This window comes from Pseudomonas sp. 3-2, assembly GCF_019710535.1.
Classification (GTDB): domain Bacteria; phylum Pseudomonadota; class Gammaproteobacteria; order Pseudomonadales; family Pseudomonadaceae; genus Aquipseudomonas; species Aquipseudomonas pharyngis.
On the sequence record NZ_CP081200.1, the window covers coordinates 4,045,602 to 4,063,589 of the forward strand.

The 17,988-nt window shown below is 60.6% G+C and carries 24 protein-coding genes and 1 pseudogene; 14 read left to right on the forward strand and 11 right to left on the reverse strand.

What is annotated here, in order from left to right:
• Positions 1-71 precede the first annotated feature (71 nt).
• Positions 72-368: a hypothetical protein gene (locus K3819_RS18215; RefSeq protein ID WP_221397654.1), complete on the forward strand. Its 297-nt coding sequence runs from the start codon at positions 72-74 to the stop codon at positions 366-368.
• A gap of 77 nt (positions 369-445) precedes the next feature.
• Complete coding sequence (locus K3819_RS18220; RefSeq protein ID WP_039767367.1) at positions 446-991, forward strand: hypothetical protein; 546 nt, start codon at positions 446-448, stop codon at positions 989-991.
• Positions 992-1,048: 57 nt separating this feature from the next.
• On the opposite strand, the gene K3819_RS18225 is transcribed toward K3819_RS18220, so the two are convergent.
• Entirely contained in the window at positions 1,049-1,663 is a 615-nt protein-coding gene (locus K3819_RS18225) for a hypothetical protein (RefSeq protein WP_074688914.1), read from the reverse strand.
• Between the two features lie 123 nt (positions 1,664-1,786).
• Positions 1,787-2,245, reverse strand: coding sequence for a GNAT family N-acetyltransferase (locus K3819_RS18230; protein WP_221397655.1), 459 nt, complete (start codon positions 2,243-2,245; stop codon positions 1,787-1,789).
• Positions 2,246-2,369: 124 nt separating this feature from the next.
• Here K3819_RS18230 and K3819_RS18235 point away from each other — a divergent pair, with 124 nt between their 5' ends.
• Both K3819_RS18235 and K3819_RS18240 read left to right on the forward strand, forming a co-directional pair.
• A complete protein-coding gene (locus K3819_RS18235; RefSeq protein ID WP_221399716.1) occupies positions 2,370-3,011 on the forward strand; it encodes a TetR/AcrR family transcriptional regulator in 642 nt (213 codons plus the stop codon).
• A gap of 55 nt (positions 3,012-3,066) precedes the next feature.
• Positions 3,067-3,339 (forward strand): DUF3630 family protein, encoded by a 273-nt coding sequence (locus K3819_RS18240; protein ID WP_085613249.1) that lies wholly within the window; start codon positions 3,067-3,069, stop codon positions 3,337-3,339.
• Between the two features lie 121 nt (positions 3,340-3,460).
• Here K3819_RS18240 and K3819_RS18245 read toward each other — a convergent pair whose 3' ends face one another.
• Both K3819_RS18245 and ggt read right to left on the reverse strand, forming a co-directional pair.
• Positions 3,461-3,994: a cysteine hydrolase family protein gene (locus tag K3819_RS18245; RefSeq protein ID WP_085613250.1), complete on the reverse strand. Its 534-nt coding sequence runs from the start codon at positions 3,992-3,994 to the stop codon at positions 3,461-3,463.
• Positions 3,995-4,060: 66 nt separating this feature from the next.
• On the reverse strand, positions 4,061-5,788 hold the full coding sequence (gene ggt / locus K3819_RS18250; protein WP_085613251.1) for a gamma-glutamyltransferase: 1,728 nt from the start codon (positions 5,786-5,788) through the stop codon (positions 4,061-4,063).
• A gap of 135 nt (positions 5,789-5,923) precedes the next feature.
• Between ggt and K3819_RS18255 the strand changes: the two genes are divergently transcribed.
• Positions 5,924-6,439, forward strand: a complete 516-nt coding sequence (locus K3819_RS18255) for a methylated-DNA--[protein]-cysteine S-methyltransferase (RefSeq protein ID WP_085613252.1) — start codon at positions 5,924-5,926, stop codon at positions 6,437-6,439.
• Here K3819_RS18255 and K3819_RS18260 read toward each other — a convergent pair.
• The 4 genes and pseudogenes from K3819_RS18260 to K3819_RS18275 all read right to left on the reverse strand — a co-directional run bounded on the left by K3819_RS18260 (position 6,436) and on the right by K3819_RS18275 (position 9,532).
• On the reverse strand, positions 6,436-7,026 hold the full coding sequence (locus K3819_RS18260; RefSeq protein ID WP_085613253.1) for an NUDIX domain-containing protein: 591 nt from the start codon (positions 7,024-7,026) through the stop codon (positions 6,436-6,438). The two genes, K3819_RS18255 and K3819_RS18260, sit on opposite strands and share 4 nt — an antisense overlap.
• A gap of 167 nt (positions 7,027-7,193) precedes the next feature.
• A pseudogene (locus K3819_RS18265) lies at positions 7,194-8,195 on the reverse strand (chitinase); the annotation flags it as partial.
• A 40-nt stretch (positions 8,196-8,235) separates the two neighbouring features.
• Entirely contained in the window at positions 8,236-8,871 is a 636-nt protein-coding gene (locus tag K3819_RS18270; protein ID WP_064597701.1) for a lytic polysaccharide monooxygenase auxiliary activity family 9 protein, read from the reverse strand.
• Positions 8,872-9,094: 223 nt separating this feature from the next.
• Positions 9,095-9,532: a hemerythrin domain-containing protein gene (locus tag K3819_RS18275; protein WP_085613256.1), complete on the reverse strand. Its 438-nt coding sequence runs from the start codon at positions 9,530-9,532 to the stop codon at positions 9,095-9,097.
• Between the two features lie 137 nt (positions 9,533-9,669).
• Here K3819_RS18275 and K3819_RS18280 point away from each other — a divergent pair, with 137 nt between their 5' ends.
• Positions 9,670-10,095, forward strand: coding sequence for a GNAT family N-acetyltransferase (locus tag K3819_RS18280; protein WP_221397656.1), 426 nt, complete (start codon positions 9,670-9,672; stop codon positions 10,093-10,095).
• Between the two features lie 61 nt (positions 10,096-10,156).
• Here the strand turns inward: K3819_RS18280 and K3819_RS18285 are convergent, their stop codons facing one another.
• Positions 10,157-10,507, reverse strand: a complete 351-nt coding sequence (locus K3819_RS18285; RefSeq protein WP_011334933.1) for a hypothetical protein — start codon at positions 10,505-10,507, stop codon at positions 10,157-10,159.
• A gap of 135 nt (positions 10,508-10,642) precedes the next feature.
• Here K3819_RS18285 and K3819_RS18290 point away from each other — a divergent pair, with 135 nt between their 5' ends.
• From K3819_RS18290 to K3819_RS18325, 8 genes are all read left to right on the forward strand, one after another.
• A complete protein-coding gene (locus K3819_RS18290) occupies positions 10,643-10,972 on the forward strand; it encodes a DUF6388 family protein (protein WP_085648284.1) in 330 nt (109 codons plus the stop codon).
• A 24-nt stretch (positions 10,973-10,996) separates the two neighbouring features.
• The gene (locus K3819_RS18295) at positions 10,997-11,698 is read left to right on the forward strand and encodes a YoaK family protein (RefSeq protein WP_221397657.1); all 702 of its coding nucleotides are present in this window, start codon (positions 10,997-10,999) and stop codon (positions 11,696-11,698) included.
• 100 nt (positions 11,699-11,798) lie between these two features.
• Complete coding sequence (gene tusD / locus K3819_RS18300; protein WP_221397658.1) at positions 11,799-12,191, forward strand: sulfurtransferase complex subunit TusD; 393 nt, start codon at positions 11,799-11,801, stop codon at positions 12,189-12,191.
• Between the two features lies 1 nt (position 12,192).
• Positions 12,193-12,549, forward strand: a complete 357-nt coding sequence (gene tusC, locus K3819_RS18305; RefSeq protein ID WP_039767393.1) for a sulfurtransferase complex subunit TusC — start codon at positions 12,193-12,195, stop codon at positions 12,547-12,549.
• Positions 12,549-12,842 carry a sulfurtransferase complex subunit TusB gene (gene tusB / locus K3819_RS18310; RefSeq protein WP_115078459.1) on the forward strand — a complete coding sequence of 98 codons (294 nt, stop codon included), beginning with the start codon at positions 12,549-12,551 and terminating at the stop codon, positions 12,840-12,842. The genes tusC and tusB overlap by 1 nt, the downstream gene beginning before the upstream one ends.
• Complete coding sequence (locus K3819_RS18315; RefSeq protein WP_221397659.1) at positions 12,839-13,174, forward strand: TusE/DsrC/DsvC family sulfur relay protein; 336 nt, start codon at positions 12,839-12,841, stop codon at positions 13,172-13,174. The genes tusB and K3819_RS18315 overlap by 4 nt, the downstream gene beginning before the upstream one ends.
• The gene (locus K3819_RS18320; RefSeq protein ID WP_221397660.1) at positions 13,171-14,172 is read left to right on the forward strand and encodes a glycosyl transferase family protein; all 1,002 of its coding nucleotides are present in this window, start codon (positions 13,171-13,173) and stop codon (positions 14,170-14,172) included. The genes K3819_RS18315 and K3819_RS18320 overlap by 4 nt, the downstream gene beginning before the upstream one ends.
• Before the next feature lie 92 nt (positions 14,173-14,264).
• Positions 14,265-15,266, forward strand: a complete 1,002-nt coding sequence (locus K3819_RS18325) for a glutathione S-transferase family protein (protein WP_221397661.1) — start codon at positions 14,265-14,267, stop codon at positions 15,264-15,266.
• Between the two features lie 45 nt (positions 15,267-15,311).
• Here K3819_RS18325 and cysG read toward each other — a convergent pair whose 3' ends face one another.
• Positions 15,312-16,706: a siroheme synthase CysG gene (gene cysG / locus K3819_RS18330; RefSeq protein WP_221397662.1), complete on the reverse strand. Its 1,395-nt coding sequence runs from the start codon at positions 16,704-16,706 to the stop codon at positions 15,312-15,314.
• Entirely contained in the window at positions 16,707-17,987 is a 1,281-nt protein-coding gene (gene serS / locus K3819_RS18335; protein ID WP_074688938.1) for a serine--tRNA ligase, read from the reverse strand.
• Position 17,988 lies beyond the last annotated feature (1 nt).

The window sequence follows — 17,988 nt, forward strand, 5'->3', positions numbered from 1 at the left end:
GGCCAGTCATCGCTGACAACCGCCGGCGCGCGCTCTATGCTGGCGCGCAGTTTTTGCCAGTGGAGCCTCTGATGCCGAGCGAATTGACCAGCCGCGAAGTGTGCCAGCGATTGCGCGATGCCGCGCTGGGCGTGTGTGGCTTGCGGGTGATGGACGCGCGATCGGATCGGGTTTCGGTCGCCATCGAAGGCTGGCGCTTGCAACTGGACTACGACGGCCAGCGCCTGCATCACTGCGTTGATTGTCTGTGCCCGGACGGTCGCGAGTGGACGCTCGACACCCGGCAGCGCTTCGGCACCGATCCGGTCAGTCTGTTGAGTACCTGGGAACTGGCGCAGATCGAGAGCTTGTTGCGACAACGTGAATGAGGGATGGCATTCAGAGTTGCTCAATGATGGCACTCTGCCCATAATTCGCCCCCCTCTTCTACGCGCAAGGAACTGCCGTGAAAAAATCGCTGTTGTTGATCCCGTTGTTTGCTCTGCTCCTGCAAGGCTGTGGCATGACCATGGCCCGTTACGAGCCAAGCTTCGACAATGTTCAGAAGCTCAAGCAGACCCCGCCGCTGCACGCGATCAGCAATCCACAGGTGACCGCTGAATCGGGCGAAGGCTCGTTGATGGTCCGCGCCAACCCGATCAAATCGCCGACCGGCAGCATCCCGGCGCATATCCAGGACGCGATCACCGAAGAACTGCGCAAGGCCGGTCTGCTTGATCCGCAGGCGACGCGTCATCTGCAAGTGCTGGTGGTGAAGAACCAGCTGAACGCCGGCATGGGTACCGGTGACGGCACCATCGCTGCACGCTTCACCCTGCGCAATGGCAACGACGTGGTGTACGACGCAACCAAAGATGTCAGCCATCAGTGGAACAGCAGCTTTTTCGGCTTTATCGCGATCCCCAACGCGACCAACGCCTACAACCCGATGCTGCAGGACTTGCTGAAGAATCTGTACAGCGATCCACAGTTCATTCAGGCCCTGAAGTAAGGGCCAAAAAAAAGAGCCGCGATTGCGGCTCTTTTTTTGCCCACTCGCTGGAGTGAGTCAGATGCCCGAATACTTCGGACGGTTGCTGTCGGCCCATTCCTTGAGCAACGCATTGACCTGCCGAGTGAATGTATCGGTCACCGCCGCTTTCGGCGTATTGAACGCCAGCGGGAGGAACCAGATGCCCATCCAGGTGCCGACCGCGTCATGGTTGCTGGCGGTGGACAGCGGCTGGCCTTGCTGATCGAGGGTTTCCAGGCTCATGGTGTACTGGTCGGTGGCATAGGCTGGAATGATCGTCATGCTCAGACCACTGATGAACGCCAGCACCAGCTGACCGCCATTCGGTGGATGGTTGTACATTTTCAGACGCAGGCTGTAGTCACCTGGCTGCTTCTCGAACTGGTCGAAGGTCACACGACCGAACAAACCGGAATCCTTCAGGACGGTTTGCAATTGCGGTTTGAGCATGTCCCGAGCTTGTGGCATTTCCACGGCGGAAGCGCTTTTCGGCTCGCCCTGGTAAAAGTCGAAATCGACATAGATGTTTGGCTTGTTGGCATAACTGGCCATCGATGGCAGCGTGACCGGAGCCACTTCGTCCTGGGTGAAACTGGCACAGCCGCCCAGCGCGAGCACCAGACCCAGCGCCAGGATTTTCCCGAATTGCATGATGTCTTCCCTAAAGTGATATCAAAGAGCCTCCATTGCGGAGCGCCGGGGGCGGATTCTAGTGATCGTCTACGTTCGGGAAAAGACCTGATTCGGGAAAACCCTGAAAAAGATTGCGCCGGCTCAGCTTTGGCGCAAATCGAGGGTGTACGTGTAATAGCCCATATCGCGCACCCAACCGAGTGATTCGTACAAACCCTGTGCGCTGAAATTATCGGTGGCGGTTTCCAGCACCAGTCCCTTGGCGCCGGTTTCGACGGCGAAGTCGCGGGCGGTGTTCATTAATAGCCGCCCCACTCCACGGCCACGGGCGGCCGGCGTGGTGAACAGGTCGCTGAGCAGCCAGGTGCGATGGGCATCAATCGAGGAAAACGTCGGGTACAGCTGCACAAATCCCAGCGCCTCACCGTCTTCATCCTCAACCAGAAAAATCGCCGATTCATTGCCGACCATACGCTCGGCGATGAAGGTCCGTGATTGCTCGAGATTCGATGGCTGGCCGTAAAAGCCGCGATAGGCGTCGAACAGCTTCGCCACTGCGTCAAGGTGAATCGTCGTGGCGCGCAGTGCCTGAAGGGTCATTGTGATTTTCCTGATGTCACTGAAATTGAAACCAGCATAGCGCTGAGGAGCGAGTTCGCTGGCTTAATCGCTATATAGTTTTGTATATTGCGAACCCGAAATGGCCAGACCCTCCATGCCGTCCATGAGCAGCATCCGCGCACGCAACCAGCAACTGATCCTGGCCGCCGCCAGTGAAGAATTCGCCGCCAACGGCTTCGACGCGACCCAGACCCGCGACATCGCCGCCCGCGCCGGTGTGCCCAAGGCCAATCTCTATTACTACTTCCAGAGCAAAGAAAACCTCTACGGCAAAGTGCTGCTCGGCTTCGTCGAACCGTTGCTGGAAGCTTCGGCGGTGCTGCGCGAAAGCGACGATCCGCTGATCGGCCTGCGCGCCTACGTCGCCGCGCGCATCCGCATCGCCCGCGAGCACCCGGCGATCGCCAAAGTGTTCAGCGGTGAGTTGCTGCTTGGCGGCCGCCAGTTGCCCGATGAATGCCGCGACCTGTTGCGCGGCGAAGCCCGGCGCAATGTCGAGTGTCTGCGCAGCTGGATCGACCGCGGTTTGCTGGCGCCGGTCGATCCCGAGCATTTGATGTTGTTCATCTGGTCGGCGACGCGCACCTACACCAACATTGCCTGGCAGATGGGGCGCATCACCGGGCGGGAGGTGCCGCAGGATGAGGATTATGCGGTGGCGGCGCAGACGATTACGCGGCTGGTGTTGAGCGGTGCGGTGTCCGAGCCGGTGAGTGATGTTCGCAGGTTGATGTTTGCGACCTGATTTCAGGCAGTGGCAGTATGCCCTCCCACCCTCATCGTCATTTAAGGAGCAGCTCGTGGCCGCTTCGGATATTCACCTGTCGGACAGCTCTGACAGAGAACTCTTCACGCGCATCGCCGATGAGCTCCAGCAGACGCTGAGCGGAACCTGGACAACCCAGGCCAGCGGTCTGGATCAGTATTACTGGGATCTGGCAGTCGATGGTCAGGTGATTACCCTGCACCTGGAGCATTATCTGGGGATCATGTTGTTGGTGGAGGACGCGGATCCGCAGTGGGTGGCGTCCGAACGGTTTCAGACCGTGGTGCGGCGGCTACAAATGGCGTGATCCGCATGCGTCATTGTGGGAGCGAGCTTGCTCGCGATAAGGGCAGCACATTCAACATCATCGGTGACTGAATGAATGCCATCGCGAGCAAGCTCGCTCCCAGTATGACTGCGACAACCCATCAGAACGTAATTTCGGCAGCCGGCTTCACATCGATCCGCGCCACGGAACCGGTCAGGTGCGCCCAGTCCTTGTTGTGTTCGGCGATGATGTCTTCGGCGCTCATGTTGCCGTTGTCGACGGTGGAATGCGCGTCGGCCGCCAGTTCCACGTCGTAGCCCAGTTGATGGGCCTGACGCACGGTGGCGTTGACGCAGTAATCGGTTTGCATGCCGCAGATCACCAAGCGGTCGAAGTCTTCCCGGGGGATCAGTTTCTGCAGATTGGTCTGGTAGAACGAGTCGTTGGCAGTCTTGTCGACGCGCAGATCGCCGGGCGCGGTGACCAGTCCGTCAGCCAGTTGCCAGCCTTCAGCACCGTGGGCGAACGGGCTGTCCTTTTCGTTGTGCTGGATCAGCACCACCGGCACACCCGACTGGCGCGCGCGGGCGGAGAGGCCGTTGATGGTGTCGATTACCCGTTTGGCGTCGTGGCACTCGTATTCGCCGGCGCACAGGGCGCGCTGGACATCGATGATCAGCAATGCGGTGGTCATGGTGAGCCTTCCTTGATCGGTCCTTGAGACAGGGGCGGACCTGTGCCCGCCCCCTTTTTACTCTGCTCAGTAACCCAATGACAACCCGGTGTTGCGCCGTGGGTCGTTGGCGCCGTAGAAGCGGTTCTTGCCGACTGGTTTACCCCCCAGCGAAGGTGCACCGACCAGAATCGCGGCGATGTGGTTGGCGTCCTGCGGGCCCGCGAACTTGTGGCCCCAGCTCTCGAGAATCTTCTTCGTGTCGGGGCTGGCGGCGAAGTCTTCGAGGTTGGTTTCTTCCGGCATCCACTGCTGGTGGAAACGTGGCGCATCGACCGCTTCCTGCAGGCCCATGCCGTAGTCGATGACGTTGAGCATGGTCAGCAACGTCGCGGTAATGATGCGACTGCCACCCGGCGTACCGACCACCATTACCACTTTGCCGTCCTTGGTGACGATAGTCGGGCTCATCGATGACAACGGTGCCTTGCCGGGAGCGATGGCGTTGGCTTCGCCCTGCACCAGGCCGTACATGTTCGGCACGCCGACCTTGGAGGTGAAGTCGTCCATTTCATCGTTGAGGATCACCCCGGTCTTGCTCGCCATCACGCCCGCGCCGAACCAGTCGTTGAGGGTGTAGGTGACCGAGACCGCGTTGCCCCATTTGTCGACGATCGAATAGTGCGTGGTGTTGCTGCCTTCATGGGGCGCGACACCGGGTTTGAGTTCCGCCGACACACCGGCCTTCTGCGGCTGGATCGCGTTACGCAGCTTGGTTGCGTAGTTCTTGTCCAGCAGGTGTTCGATCGGGTTCTTCACGAAATCCGGGTCGCCCAGATAACTGTTGCGATCCACGTATGCGTGGCGCATCGCCTCGATCTGGTAGTGCATGCCCTGGGCCGAATGAAAGCCCAGATCCTTCATCGGATAGCCTTCGAGGATGTTCATGATCTGGCAGATCACGACGCCACCGGAGCTTGGCGGCGGAGCCGAGACAACGTGATAACCGCGATAGTCGCACTCCACCGGGGCCAGTTCACGGGTCTTGTATTTGTCGAGGTCGGCCTGGGTGATGATGCCCTTGTTGGCCTGACTGGAGGTGACGATGGCGTCGGCCACCCAGCCTTTGTAGAAGCCGTCGGCGCCTTTTTCGGAAATGGTGCGCAGGGTTTTGCCCAGGTCCTTCTGCACCAGTTTCTGCCCGACCTGCATCGGTTCGCCGTTGCTCAGAAAGATCGCGCCGGAATCCTTGATGTCTTTCTTGAACACGTCCGTGGCGTACTCCAAAAGCTCGACGTCGCCCTGTTCCAGTTCAAACCCTTCTTCAGCCAGTTTGATGGCCGGGGCAATCATTTCCTTGCGCGGTTTGGTGCCATACTTGCTCAGCGCCAGCTCCATGCCCGACACGGTGCCCGGAACGCCGACCGCGAGGTGGCCACGGGTGCTCAGATCAGGGATGACGTTGCCGTCCTTGTCGAGGTACATGTTGGCCGTCGCGGCCAGCGGGGCTTTTTCCCGGAAGTCGAGGAAGGTCTTGCGTCCGTCCGCCAGTTGAATGGTCATGAAACCACCGCCACCGAGGTTGCCCGCCGCCGGGTAAACCACTGCCAGTGCATAACCCACGGCGACCGCCGCATCCACCGCGTTGCCACCACTTTTCAGCACGTCGACACCCACGTGAGTGGCCAGGTGCTGGGCGGTGACCACCATGCCGTTTTCGGCGGCGACCGGGGCAACCGAGGCGGCGTGGGCCATGAGGCAGCTGAGCGCCAATGAGGTCGCAATCAGCGATTTGGCAAAACGTTCGTACTTCATGAGTCGGTCTCTTCTTTTTATAAGGTAGGAAAGCGCTTCAAGAGCATCAGCCAGTATGGTCGCGATTGCGGTTTGCGCCTCCCCGATCCGGCAGTATGCTGGGCGCAGTTTCCGCCCCGTCCCGGAGTTTTGCCCATGGCCTACACGTTCATCACCCTGCCCTCGCCTGTCGGCGAGTTGAAGCTGGTCGCGAACGGATCACGTCTGGCCGCCATCCTCTGGGAAAACGACAAACCGAACCGGGTGCGCCTGGGGCCGATGAGCGAGGCACCGGACAATCCGCTGTTGATGAAAACCGCGCAACAGCTGGAAGAATATTTTGCAGGAACGCGAAACGCGTTCGATCTGGAGCTGGACTTTGCTGGCACCGAATTCCAGAAAAAGGTCTGGGCCGCGTTGCTGACCATTCCGTTTGGCGAAACCCGCACCTACAGCCAGATTGCCGAACAGATCGGCCACCCGAGTGCGGTGCGTGCCGTCGGCGCGGCGAACGGGCGCAATCCGATTTCAATCATTGCGCCATGCCATCGGGTCATCGGCGCCTCAGGCAAACTGACCGGTTTTGCCGGAGGCCTGGAAGCCAAGGAGCGCCTGCTGACCCTGGAAGGTGGCCTGTGGTCGGACATCGGTAAAACCGGTGACTTGTTTTAACCGTCAAACAGGTTATTCATCGCCGCATATTGCAGCAGCATGATGGTCTTGGCATCGCAGATCTCGCCCCGCTGGAACGCCGCCAGCGCGTCGTCGAAACGCCACTCCAGCACTTCCAGTTCTTCGGTCTCTTCTTCCAGACCGCCCCCTTCACTGACCTTTGACGAGGCATCGTACTCGGCGATGAAAAAGTGCAATTTCTCGGTCACCGAGCCGGGGCTCATGTAGGCCTCGAACACCTTATTCACATCATGCACGCGGTAACCGGTTTCTTCCTCGGCCTCGTCGCGGATGCGCTGCTCCGGCGCCGCGCCTTCAAGCAGTCCGGCCGCCACTTCAATCAGCAAACCGTCGTGACCGTTGACGAACACCGGCAGACGAAACTGCCGTGTCAGCACCACGGTGCGCTGCTCGCGGTTGAACAGCAGAATCGCCGCGCCATTGCCACGATCGTAGACCTCGCGCGTCTGGCGCTGCCAGTCCCCGTTGTTGCGGTGATAGTCGAAGGTGATTTTCTTCAGCAGATACCAGTCGTGGGACAACACCTGGGTATCGACGATGTTGACCCGCTCGGCTGTGTTGGACATGACGCCTGATCCTTTTTTGTTATCGGAAGATGGCCATGGTAGGTGAAATGTTGCGAACCGCCGACGAAAAAAAGCCCGGCAGCGCTACCGGGCTTTTCGTTCAATGACTACTGATGAGCGACGCTCACCGTTGCGGCATCAGCGCCCTGCACCGCAGACGGCACCCCGTGAATCAGTGGTCCATAACGCCGACTGAATTCCCAGTTGTACGGCACGCGATCCTTGCTGGTGCCGTTGTCCCAGTTCACCGACCAGGTCATCAGGCCCTTGATCGGATGCCCTTTGACCGCCAGGCGTTTCATCGCGTTGCCGACCACGGTCTTGTCGATCACGTAGCCGGTGGCGGCGGCATCGACGTTGGCCGGCAGGCCGATGACGAACTTGTCCGCCGGGATCTTCGTAAAGCCGCGAGTGCCGGTCACCAGGCTCTCGGTCAGGTAATAGAGGAAATCCTCTTTCATCGCGTCGTTGTTCTGCGCGATCCACGCCCCGTTGCCGTTATTGGCTTCCGGCACCCAGACCCCGTCGCCGCCCTGGTTGTAGAACTGCGGAGCGATGAAGTCGTAATAGCCTTCCAGCGCCTGCAGATATCCAACGTATTTGCCGGAGACGGTCAGGTACGGAAACTCCGGCGCCATGCTGATGATGAAATGCTTGCCTTGGCCTGCGTAGTGATCCTTGACCAGTTTCAGCGCGGCAGGCAGGACGGTCTTGTTGGCAGCGAAATCAATCGCGCTCTGCTCAAGATCGATGTCCAGGCCGTCAAAGCCGTAGGTTTCCACCAGACGGATGATTTCGTTGGCCAGCGGTTGCTCCTGACCGGCACGCAACTCGATGTGCGCATCGGCACCGCCCAGGGAAATCAGCACCGCCCGCCCCTGACTGTTGAGCACGCCGACCTGACGGCGAAACTCGGCATCGGAGACGTTGAACGGCTTGAAGGTCGGAATCCCGCTGCCCTTCATGAAGGCCACCGCAACCACGTTGTATTCCTTGGGCACGTTTTCCAGGGTGATGTTGGCGAACTGGCCGCGCTGGTAACCATCGCTCGGGCCGGCCGGCCAGTTGTGCCAGAAGCCCATGAGGATCTTCTTGCCGGCAAGGCTCGGCATCAGCGATGCCGCATCGCTGGCCTGGTTATTCAATAGGGTGAAGTCAATGTTTGACATGTTCTAATCCTTCAGAACGTGTGGGTTTGACGTTGCGGGCTTATTTGAAGTCCACATCGAAGGCCTGATAGAAGGCGTTGCCGGTGTTGGCGACGATCCACATCAGCACGATGACGTGATGACCCTGCTTGTTGCCCGGAAGTTTCACGGCGTGGTTGACCTTGGCTTTCAATTCCGCCGCATGACTGTAGTACGGCACTTGCGGATAGAAATCCTCGGCAAACGGTTGCGCTTCCAGTTGCGCCCGGGTGATGCGTTGTTTCGGGTCCCAGCCATCCCTGGTGATCAGCCAGCGGTAACCGCGAGTGGTATGCGGCGCGGTGTACTCCCATTTGACCTCAAGGGTCTGGCCGGGGGTGACATTGAGCAGCGGCCAGGAGAATGGACGCCCGAGTTTCTTGCTCATTTCTTCTGCGGTGAAGTTCACACAGTCACGTGCGTCGTTCTTGCCGCCACTGAGAATATAGCCGTCAGCGGGCGGTACGACGCTCGGGTTGTCGCTTTCGAACGGCGCGGGGAACGGGCCGGCCGCGAGCGCCGGGAAGTTCTTGCCGCCTTCCATTTCATTGACCTGCCAGCCGCCGAGCAATCCTTGCTCGATGGCCACCGCGCCGCGGCTTGCAGGGGAAATGACGCGACCGTGTCGCAGTTGGGTTTGAGCTTGTGGTTGGTTCATGTTTTTCACTCCGTTGATTTAAGAACTCTCCTGTCCGAGGAGAGGCTTTCAAGCTAACGGAGGGGGATTTTTTGTCCATCGGCGGTTTTGTCGCAGTCGGCCTCGGCGAAACTTCAAAAATGCCGAAAATACTGTATATAAACACAGTTCATTGCGACGACGCTCACTCAACGCATGGCGAAAAGACTACACCGCGTCATTACAAACACCTGCGTTCACCGGTTCAGGGAAGCTGCGCTCTGAACTCCTTTTCATACTGCCCGGCGAGCTGTTCCTTTTGCTTGTCGTCGAGCAGCTTGCCGGCCATCTGGAAGAATTTCTGCTCTTCCTCCTGCAAGTGGTGATGGACCTTATCCGAGAGCTTTTTTGCCATCGCCAGCCAGGCCGGGCTGGACATGTCGGTCTCGTCGAGCTCTTCCATCATCTCGTCCATTTCATGGTGTTCGGCAATGGCATGGCGACTGAGGTCGACACCCTTGTCGATCTCCATCAACGGAATATAGAAATGGCGCTCTTCGGCGGTTTCGTGGGCCTGAAGCTCAGCCTTCAGCTGCTTGTAGGCCTCGACCCTTTCCGGGGTGTCACCGCTGGTCTTGATCAACGATTTCGCGTAGGTCCGCTGACGATCGTGGCTCTCACGCAGGGCTTCGAAAATGTTCATGGAATCTCCCAGGCAAACGCGTTCCGGATGGACGCCCTGAAGGGCTAGACCGCGCCGCAGGAGCGACGGTTCCAAGCGATTGCTTCAATCGGCTGTGGCGCGATAGGCTGCCGATTCATTACTACAAGGAAGACAACATGACGTTGCGGATCGAGCTGTCGCAGGAACCCACCGAAGAACAGCGCGCGGCCATCCTGGCGCCGCTGCGTGCCTACAACATTGCCAAGGCCGGGCCGTCGCTGTACGAACCGGTCGCGCTACTGGTGCGCGACGACAACGACGCGATCCTCGGTGGCCTCTATGGGCACACGTTCTATCGGTGGCTGTTTATCGAGTTGCTGGCGGTGCCGGAACAAGGCCGGGGACAGGGCATCGGCTCGAAGCTGATGAACATGGTCGAGGAATTCGCCCGGGAAAAAGACTGCGTTGGGATCTGGCTCGATACCTTTGATTTTCAGGCGCCCGGGTTCTACAAAAAACTGGGGTATACCGAGTGTGGCGAGATTGTGGATTATCCGCTGGGGCACAAGCGGCATTTCTTCCAGAAGCGTTTGATTGATTGAATTCAGCGACCCTCGCCCGCAGGCTGGTGAGGGTCGCAAAATCAACGCATCCAGCCGCCCGTTACAGACAGGTCGCCAGCGCCGCCAAGCGGCGCTTGGCCACAAAATCATCCTTCTGCGCGTAGTAATTCAATACGGTACCGGACGCATCCGTGGTCAAGTCGACAAACGACTCCGCCGAACGCGTGTAGACCGTCGAACCACCCTTTTTGCCCGGTTGCAGATACGCCGCCGCGTCCACGCCGAACACCGCTTCGTCCTGCCAGGCGAATTGCACGCACTGGGCCACGACTTTTTCGGGTTTGTCCGAATTCAGGGTCTTGTTAGGGGTTTGCGTGCGGGCGTCTTCCATCGCCGAACCCGCGCAACCGGCCAGCAAGGTTGCCGCCAGCGCCACCATCAGCATTCGCATTGCATTCGCTCATTCGGAAAAAACCGGACTGTATCACCGCAACGGCAAAAATCGTTCTGCTTTACTGCATTTAAAACGCGACACATGCCGGCGCCTGCGGCACATTAACGGTGACCAGCCTCACAAGGAAAGCCCATGGCGCCTACTGACCAGCGACACGAACAAGCCTTGAAACTGTTTCTCGATGCACGCCCCGAGTTGCGCGAAGCCCTCGACCACCTCAACCCTTTGCTGGCCCAGGCCAAGGGCGAAACTCCGGCGCAGTACCGCGAAGAACGCCTGCACGAAGCTTTCGAAGCCGAGGCCGAAAGCCAAGGTTTGTTTGCCTGGGAATTGACGTTGCAACTGACTGCCACCACGCCCGAGGAGTATCAGGCACAACGCCTGGAAGTGCATCGCGAAGTGGCGGAAATGGCCGGGATGGACTGGCTGGAGTACTGCGATCTGTATGGCATAGAACCGTAAACCCCGCTCAAGGACGCTGCCTCGATGCTGCCTTCCACCTCGACCCACCGCGCCAGTCCCGGACATCTTCACATACAGAAATGGCGCGGCCGTGTGGGTCTGGCGCTGGTTGCCAGCCTGTCGGTACTGGCCGGCATGACCGACGCCATCGGCTTCATGGCCAGTGGCGATTTCGTTTCCTTCATGAGCGGCAACACCACGCGGCTGGCGGTGGCGATCAGCGATGGCGACAGCGCACTGACAGGGCGGCTGATCCTGCTCGTCGCAACGTTCATTGTCGGCAATGCCCTGGGTGTCGTGATCAGTCGGTTGGGTGGTCGGCGGGCGCTGCCGTTGCTGTTGTCCATCGCCGCACTGCTCTGTGCCGCAGCCTGGCCCTTTGACACGCAACTGCCGGCCCTGCTGGCGGCGATCATTGCGATGGGCATGCTCAACGCGGCGGTGGAAGAAGTGAACGGCCTGCCGGTCGGGCTGACGTATGTCACCGGCGCCCTGTCCCGATTTGGTCGGGGAATGGGGCGCTGGGTGCTCGGCGAACGGCGAAGCGGCTGGCGGGTGCAACTGGTGCCGTGGAGCGGGATGCTGGTCGGGGCCATTCTGGGGGCGGTGCTGGAACATCATCTGGGGCTCAAGGCGATGTTGGTCAGCGGTCTGTTCGCCGCCGTTCTGGGGCTGGTGACCCTGAAGATTCCGCGGCGTTGGCAGCTGGGCTACATGCCACGCTGAAGGACGCCTGCTCGTATCGAGACGGGCGCGGGAAACATCCACTTCGCCGCCCCGCCGAGAAAGCTTTATCATGGCCGCAGTTTTGCTGATCGAGTCCGTCATGAAGTTCGCCATTGCGCTGTTTTCCGCCGCCCATGCGCCCTCCTCGCGCCGCGCCCTGCTGTTCGCCAGGGCTGCGCTCGCCGGCGGGCATGAGATTGTCCGGCTGTTTTTCTATCAGGACGGGGTCCACAACGCGTCCGACGCCGTGGTCACGCCGCAGGACGAACTGGACCTGCCCAAACAGTGGCGCAATTTCATCACCGAACAAAACCTCGACGGCGTGGTGTGCATCGCCGCGGCCCTGCGCCGTGGCGTGTTGAATACCGAGGAAGCCGGGCGTTATCAGCGTGATGCCGTGGCCGTCAGCGCGCCGTGGGAATTGTCCGGCCTCGGTCAGTTGCATGACGCGGTGCAGGATGCCGACCGCCTCATCTGTTTCGGAGGCGCATGACATGGCCAAGTCCCTTCTGATTATCAGCCGTCAATCGCCGTGGTCCGGCCCCGGCGCCCGCGAAGCGCTGGACATCGTGCTGGCCGGCGGCGCCTTCGATCTGCCGATCGGTCTGCTGTTTCTCGATGACGGTGTGTTGCAACTGGCCGCCGGACAAAACGCCAAGGCCCTGCAACAGAAAGACCTGAGCGCCAACCTGCAAGCGTTGCCGATGTTCGGCGTCGAAGAGCTGTTCTACTGCGCCGACAGCGCCAGTGTTCGCGGCCTCGGCGATCGTTCGCTGGACGAGGCACAGCCTTTGGCCGCCGAACAAATCACCGCCCTCATTGACCGTTACGACCAGGTGATCACCCTCTGATGTCGACTCTGCATGTGTTGTCCCATTCCCCGTTCGGCGACGAACGCCTGACCAGTTGCCTGCGCCTGCTGGGTGCCAGCGATGCGCTGTTGCTGTCGGGCGATGCCGCTTATGCGTTGCAACCCGGCACTGCGCCGTTCAGTGCGCTGGAATCCCGCAAGGTGAAATTGTTCGTGCTGGCCGAAGACGCGCAAGCCCGTGCCGTGCAGGTTCCGGACTGGGCCGAAGCCATCGATTACCCGGCCTTCGTCGAGCTGTCGATCCACCACGACAAGGTCAACAGCTGGCTATGAATGCGCTGACCGTCGGCACCCGCGCCATTGAACTGGACAAGGACGGCTTTCTGGTCGACCTCAACGACTGGTCGGCCGAAGTCGCCAGCGCCCTCGCCGCTGCCGAAGACATCGAACTGAGCGCCGAACACTGGGAAGTCCTCGAATTGCTGCGCAGCTTCTACGCCGAATTCCAGCTGTCACCGGCCACCCGGCCGCTGATCAAGTACACCGCGCTCAAGCTCGGCGCGGAGAAAGGCAACAGCCTGCACCTGAACCGACTGTTCAAAGGCACCCCTGCCAAACTCGCCGCGAAACTGGCGGGCCTGCCCAAACCGACGAATTGCCTATGACCGACTATCCAGCGCTGACCCTCGAAACGCCCGCCGAGCATCCATTCGCCCAGTTCGTGCGCATCCTCGGCAAGGGCAAGCGCGGCGCCCGCGACCTGACCCGCGAGGAAGCCCGGCAAGCCATGGGCATGGTGCTCGACGAAGCGGTCGAAGAAACCCAGCTCGGAGCCTTCCTGATGTTGCTGCGGCACAAGGAAGAAAGCGCTGAGGAAATGGCTGGCTTCACCGAGGCACTGCGCGAACGTTTGCAGGCGCCAGCGCTGAAGGTCGATCTGGACTGGCCGACCTACGCTGGCAAGAAGCGTCACCTGCCGTGGTATCTGCTGTCCGCCAAGTGCCTGGCGCAGAACGGCGTGCGCATCTTCATGCACGGCGGAGGCGCCCACACAGCCGGGCGTTTGTATTCCGAACAACTGCTCGGTGAGCTGAACATTCCGCTGTGCCGCAACTGGCAACAAGTCGGCGCGGCGCTGGATAACGGTGGCCTGGCGTTCATGCCGCTGGTGGACTGGGCGCCGCAGCTGCAACGGATGATCGACCTGCGCAACACCCTCGGCCTGCGCTCGCCAATCCACTCGCTGACGCGGATTCTCAATCCATTGGGCGCGCGTTGCGGCTTGCAGAGTATTTTCCACCCCGGCTATCAAGCGGTGCACCGCGATGCCAGCGGCCTGCTTGGCGACACGGCGATCGTGATCAAGGGCGACGGCGGCGAAATCGAGATCAACCCGGATGCCAACAGCCATTTGTACGGCACCATGGGTGGCGAAAGCTGGGATGAGGAATGGCCGCAGTTGTCGGCGCAACGCCACGTCAAACCTGCGTCGCTGGATATCGAGCATTTGAAAGCCGTCTGGAGTGGCGATGTGGTCGACAGTTACCCGCAAATGGCCTTGATCTCGACCATGGCGTTGGCGCTGCGCGGCCTCGGCCAAAGCCGTGAACAGGCTTTTGAAACCGCCGAGCAATACTGGGACGCGCGGGATAAATCGATTTAACCGATCATTAACGCCCGATCTTTGCGCTTTTTGTTCGAACTCATCGGAATAGACTCAACTCCAACGAATTATTGGTTTCTGGAGTCTTGATCATGGGTTTACTCGTCGACGGCCGCTGGCAGGACAAGTGGTACGAAAGCAGCAAGGACGGCGCGTTCCAGCGCGAACAGGCGCAGCGCCGCAATTGGGTCACTCGCAATGGCGAGCCGGGCCCGAGCGGTGAAGCCGGTTTTGCCGCCGAAGCCGGGCGTTATCACCTTTATGTCTCTCTCGCCTGTCCGTGGGCGCATCGCACGCTGATCCTGCGCAAGCTCAAGGGCCTGGAAAGCCTGATCGACGTTTCAGTCGTCAGCTGGCTGATGCTGGAAAACGGCTGGACCTTCGATCAGAACCTCGGCTCGACCGGCGACAAACTCGACCACTTCGATTTCATGCACCAGCGCTACACCGCCGACACCGCCGACTACACCGGCCGCGTCACCGTACCGGTGCTGTGGGACAAGAAGCTCAAGCGCATCGTCAGCAACGAATCGGCGGAGATCATCCGCATGTTCAACAGCGCCTTCGATGACTTGACCGGCAACGATCTGGACTTCTATCCGGCGCCGTTGCGCGGCGAGATCGATGCGCTGAACGAGCGGATCTATCCTGCCGTGAACAACGGCGTGTATCGCGCCGGGTTTGCCACCTCGCAGAACGCCTATGAAGAAGCGTTCGATGATGTGTTTGCCGAACTGGATCATCTGGAGCAGGTGCTGGGCGCCAACCGTTATCTGACGGGTGAATACCTGACTGAGGCTGACGTGCGGTTGTTCACCACGCTGATTCGTTTCGATGCGGTGTATCACGGGCACTTCAAATGCAATCTGCGGCGCATCAGCGATTATTCGAATCTGTCGAACTGGCTGCGTGAGATGTACCAGTGGCCGGGCGTTGCCGAAACCGTGGATTTCCAGCACATCAAGCATCACTACTACGGCAGCCACAAGACCATCAACCCGACAGGGGTGGTGCCGAAGGGGCCGGAGCAGGATTTCACTGTTGCCCATGACCGGGACCGGTTGGGCGGGAAAGGGGTCTGGCGCCGAGGTTGAGAGCAGGATGGTTCCCACCGCGTGGGAACGATCCCCCCAGAGTCGTCAGATTTGACCCTGAGCGCCCTCGAACCACGCCAGTTTCTCGCGCAGTTGCACCACTTCGCCGACGATCACCAGCGTCGGCGCATGCACTTCATGCTCCGCCACCAGCCGCGGCAGATCGGCCAGCGTGCCGGTGAAGACCCGCTGATTGACCGTGGTGCCCTGCTGGATCAGCGCTGCCGGGGTATCGGCCGCGCGACCATGCTTGATCAACTGCTCGCAGATGATCGGCAACCCCACCAGCCCCATGTAGAACACCAGCGTCTGAGCCGGCGCGACGAGGTCCGACCACGGCAGATCGGTCGAACCGTCCTTCAAGTGCCCGGTGACGAAACGCACCGACTGAGCGTAGTCGCGATGAGTCAGCGGAATCCCGGCATATGCCGCGCAACCGCTGGCCGCCGTGATGCCCGGCACCACCTGAAACGGGATGCCATGGGCCGCCAGTTCCTCGATCTCTTCGCCGCCACGGCCGAAGATGAACGGATCCCCACCCTTCAACCGCACCACACGCTTGCCGGCCTTGGCCAGATCCACCAGTTGCTGGTTGATCTGATCCTGCGGCACGGCGTGATCGGCGCGACGCTTGCCGACGTAGACCCGCTCGGCATCGCGACGGCACAGCTCAAGAATCGCCGGAGCCACCAAGCGGTCGTACAGCACCACGTCGGCTTGCTGCATCAGACGCAAGGCGCGGAAGGTCAGCAGATCCGGATCACCCGGTCCTGCCCCAACCAGATACACCTCACCGGTCGTGACCATGGCTTTGCCGTCAATCTTGGCTTGCAGCAAACGTTCGGCTTCGGCGCCCTGTCCTGCCAGCTGCCGGTCGGCAATCGGCCCCTGGAACACGTCTTCCCAAAAGCCCCGTCTCTGCTGCACATCGGGAAACAGGCCTTTGACCTGATCGCGAAACCGCGCGGCCAGACCGGCCAGATGGCCGTAGGTCGAAGGAATCCAGGTTTCGATCTTGGCGCGGATCAGCCGGGCCAGCACCGGCGCATCGCCGCCGCTGGAGACAGCGATGATCAGCGGTGAACGATCGACGATTGCCGGGAAGATCACGCTGCACAGCGCCGGCGCATCGACCACGTTGACCGGCACGCAACGCCGATGGGCATCGGCAGAGACTTGCGCGTTCAACGCTTCGTCGTCGGTGGCGGCAATGATCAGCCCGCAACCGTCCAGATCCTTTTCGGCGTAGCCCCGCAGCAGGCATTCGCCACCGCTGGCGGCAACCAGTTCGCGCAGTTGCGCTTCGATTTCAGGTGCGATCACCCGCAGCAGCGCACCGGCATCGGCCAGCAGGCGGGACTTGCGCAAGGCAATCTCCCCCCCACCGACAACCAACACACGACTGCCGCGCAGGTTGTGAAACAGCGGCAGATATTTCATTTAGCCGATGACCTCAAGGCCACCCATATACGGCTTCAGCACGTCCGGCACGCGGATCGAACCGTCGGCCTGCTGGTAGTTTTCCAGCACGGCCACCAGGGTACGACCGACTGCCAGACCGGAACCGTTCAGGGTGTGCACCAGCTCAGGCTTGCCGGTTTCCGGGTTGCGGAAACGCGCCTGCATGCGGCGGGCCTGGAAATCGCCGCAGTTGGAGCACGACGAGATTTCGCGGTATTTGTCCTGGCTCGGAATCCACACTTCCAGGTCGTAAGTCTTGACTGCGCTGAAGCCCATGTCGCCAGTGCACAGCGCCAGGGTGCGGTAAGGCAGCTCCAGCAGTTGCAGGACTTTCTCGGCATTGGCGGTCAGGCTCTCGAGCGCTTCCATCGATTTCGACGGCTCGACGATCTGGACCATCTCGACCTTGTCGAACTGGTGCTGACGGATCATGCCGCGAGTGTCACGACCCGACGCGCCGGCTTCGCTGCGGAAGCACGGAGTGTGGGCAACAAACTTGATCGGCAGCTGTTTCGAATCGACGATTTCACCGGCCACGATGTTGGTCAGCGACACTTCGGCGGTCGGGATCAGGTACAGATCGGCTTCGCCTTCGCGAGCGATCTTGAACAGGTCTTCTTCGAACTTCGGCAGTTGACCGGTGCCTTGCAGCGCCGGGGCCTGAACCAGATAAGGCGTGTAGGCCTCTTCGTAGCCGTGCTCGGTGACGTGCAGGTTGATCATGAATTGCGCCAGTGCGCGGTGCAGACGGGCAATCGGGCCACGCAGCAGGGCGAAACGTGCGCCGGACAGCTTGGCGGCGGTTTCGAAGTCGAGCCAGCCGAACTTCTCGCCCAGAGCCACGTGGTCCTGAACCGGGAAATCGAAGGCGGTCGGGGTGCCCCAGCGGCGCACTTCGACGTTGCCGTCTTCGTCTTCGCCGACCGGTACCGATTCGTGCGGCAAATTCGGGATGCCCAGCAGGATCGAATCCAGTTCGGTCTGGATCGCGTCCAGCTCGACTTTACCGGCGCTCAGTTCGCCCGCCATGCGCTCGACGTCCGCCATCAGCGGCGCGATGTCTTCGCCGCGCTGCTTGGCCTGACCGATGGATTTAGAACGCGCGTTACGCTCAGCCTGCAGTGCTTCGGTGCGGGTCTGGACGGTCTTGCGCTGTTCTTCCAGCGCTTCGATGCGCGCGACATCCAGGGCAAAGCCACGGGAAGCCAGGCGGTCCGCTACGTCCTGAAGGTTGCTACGTAACAGTTTGGAATCGAGCATG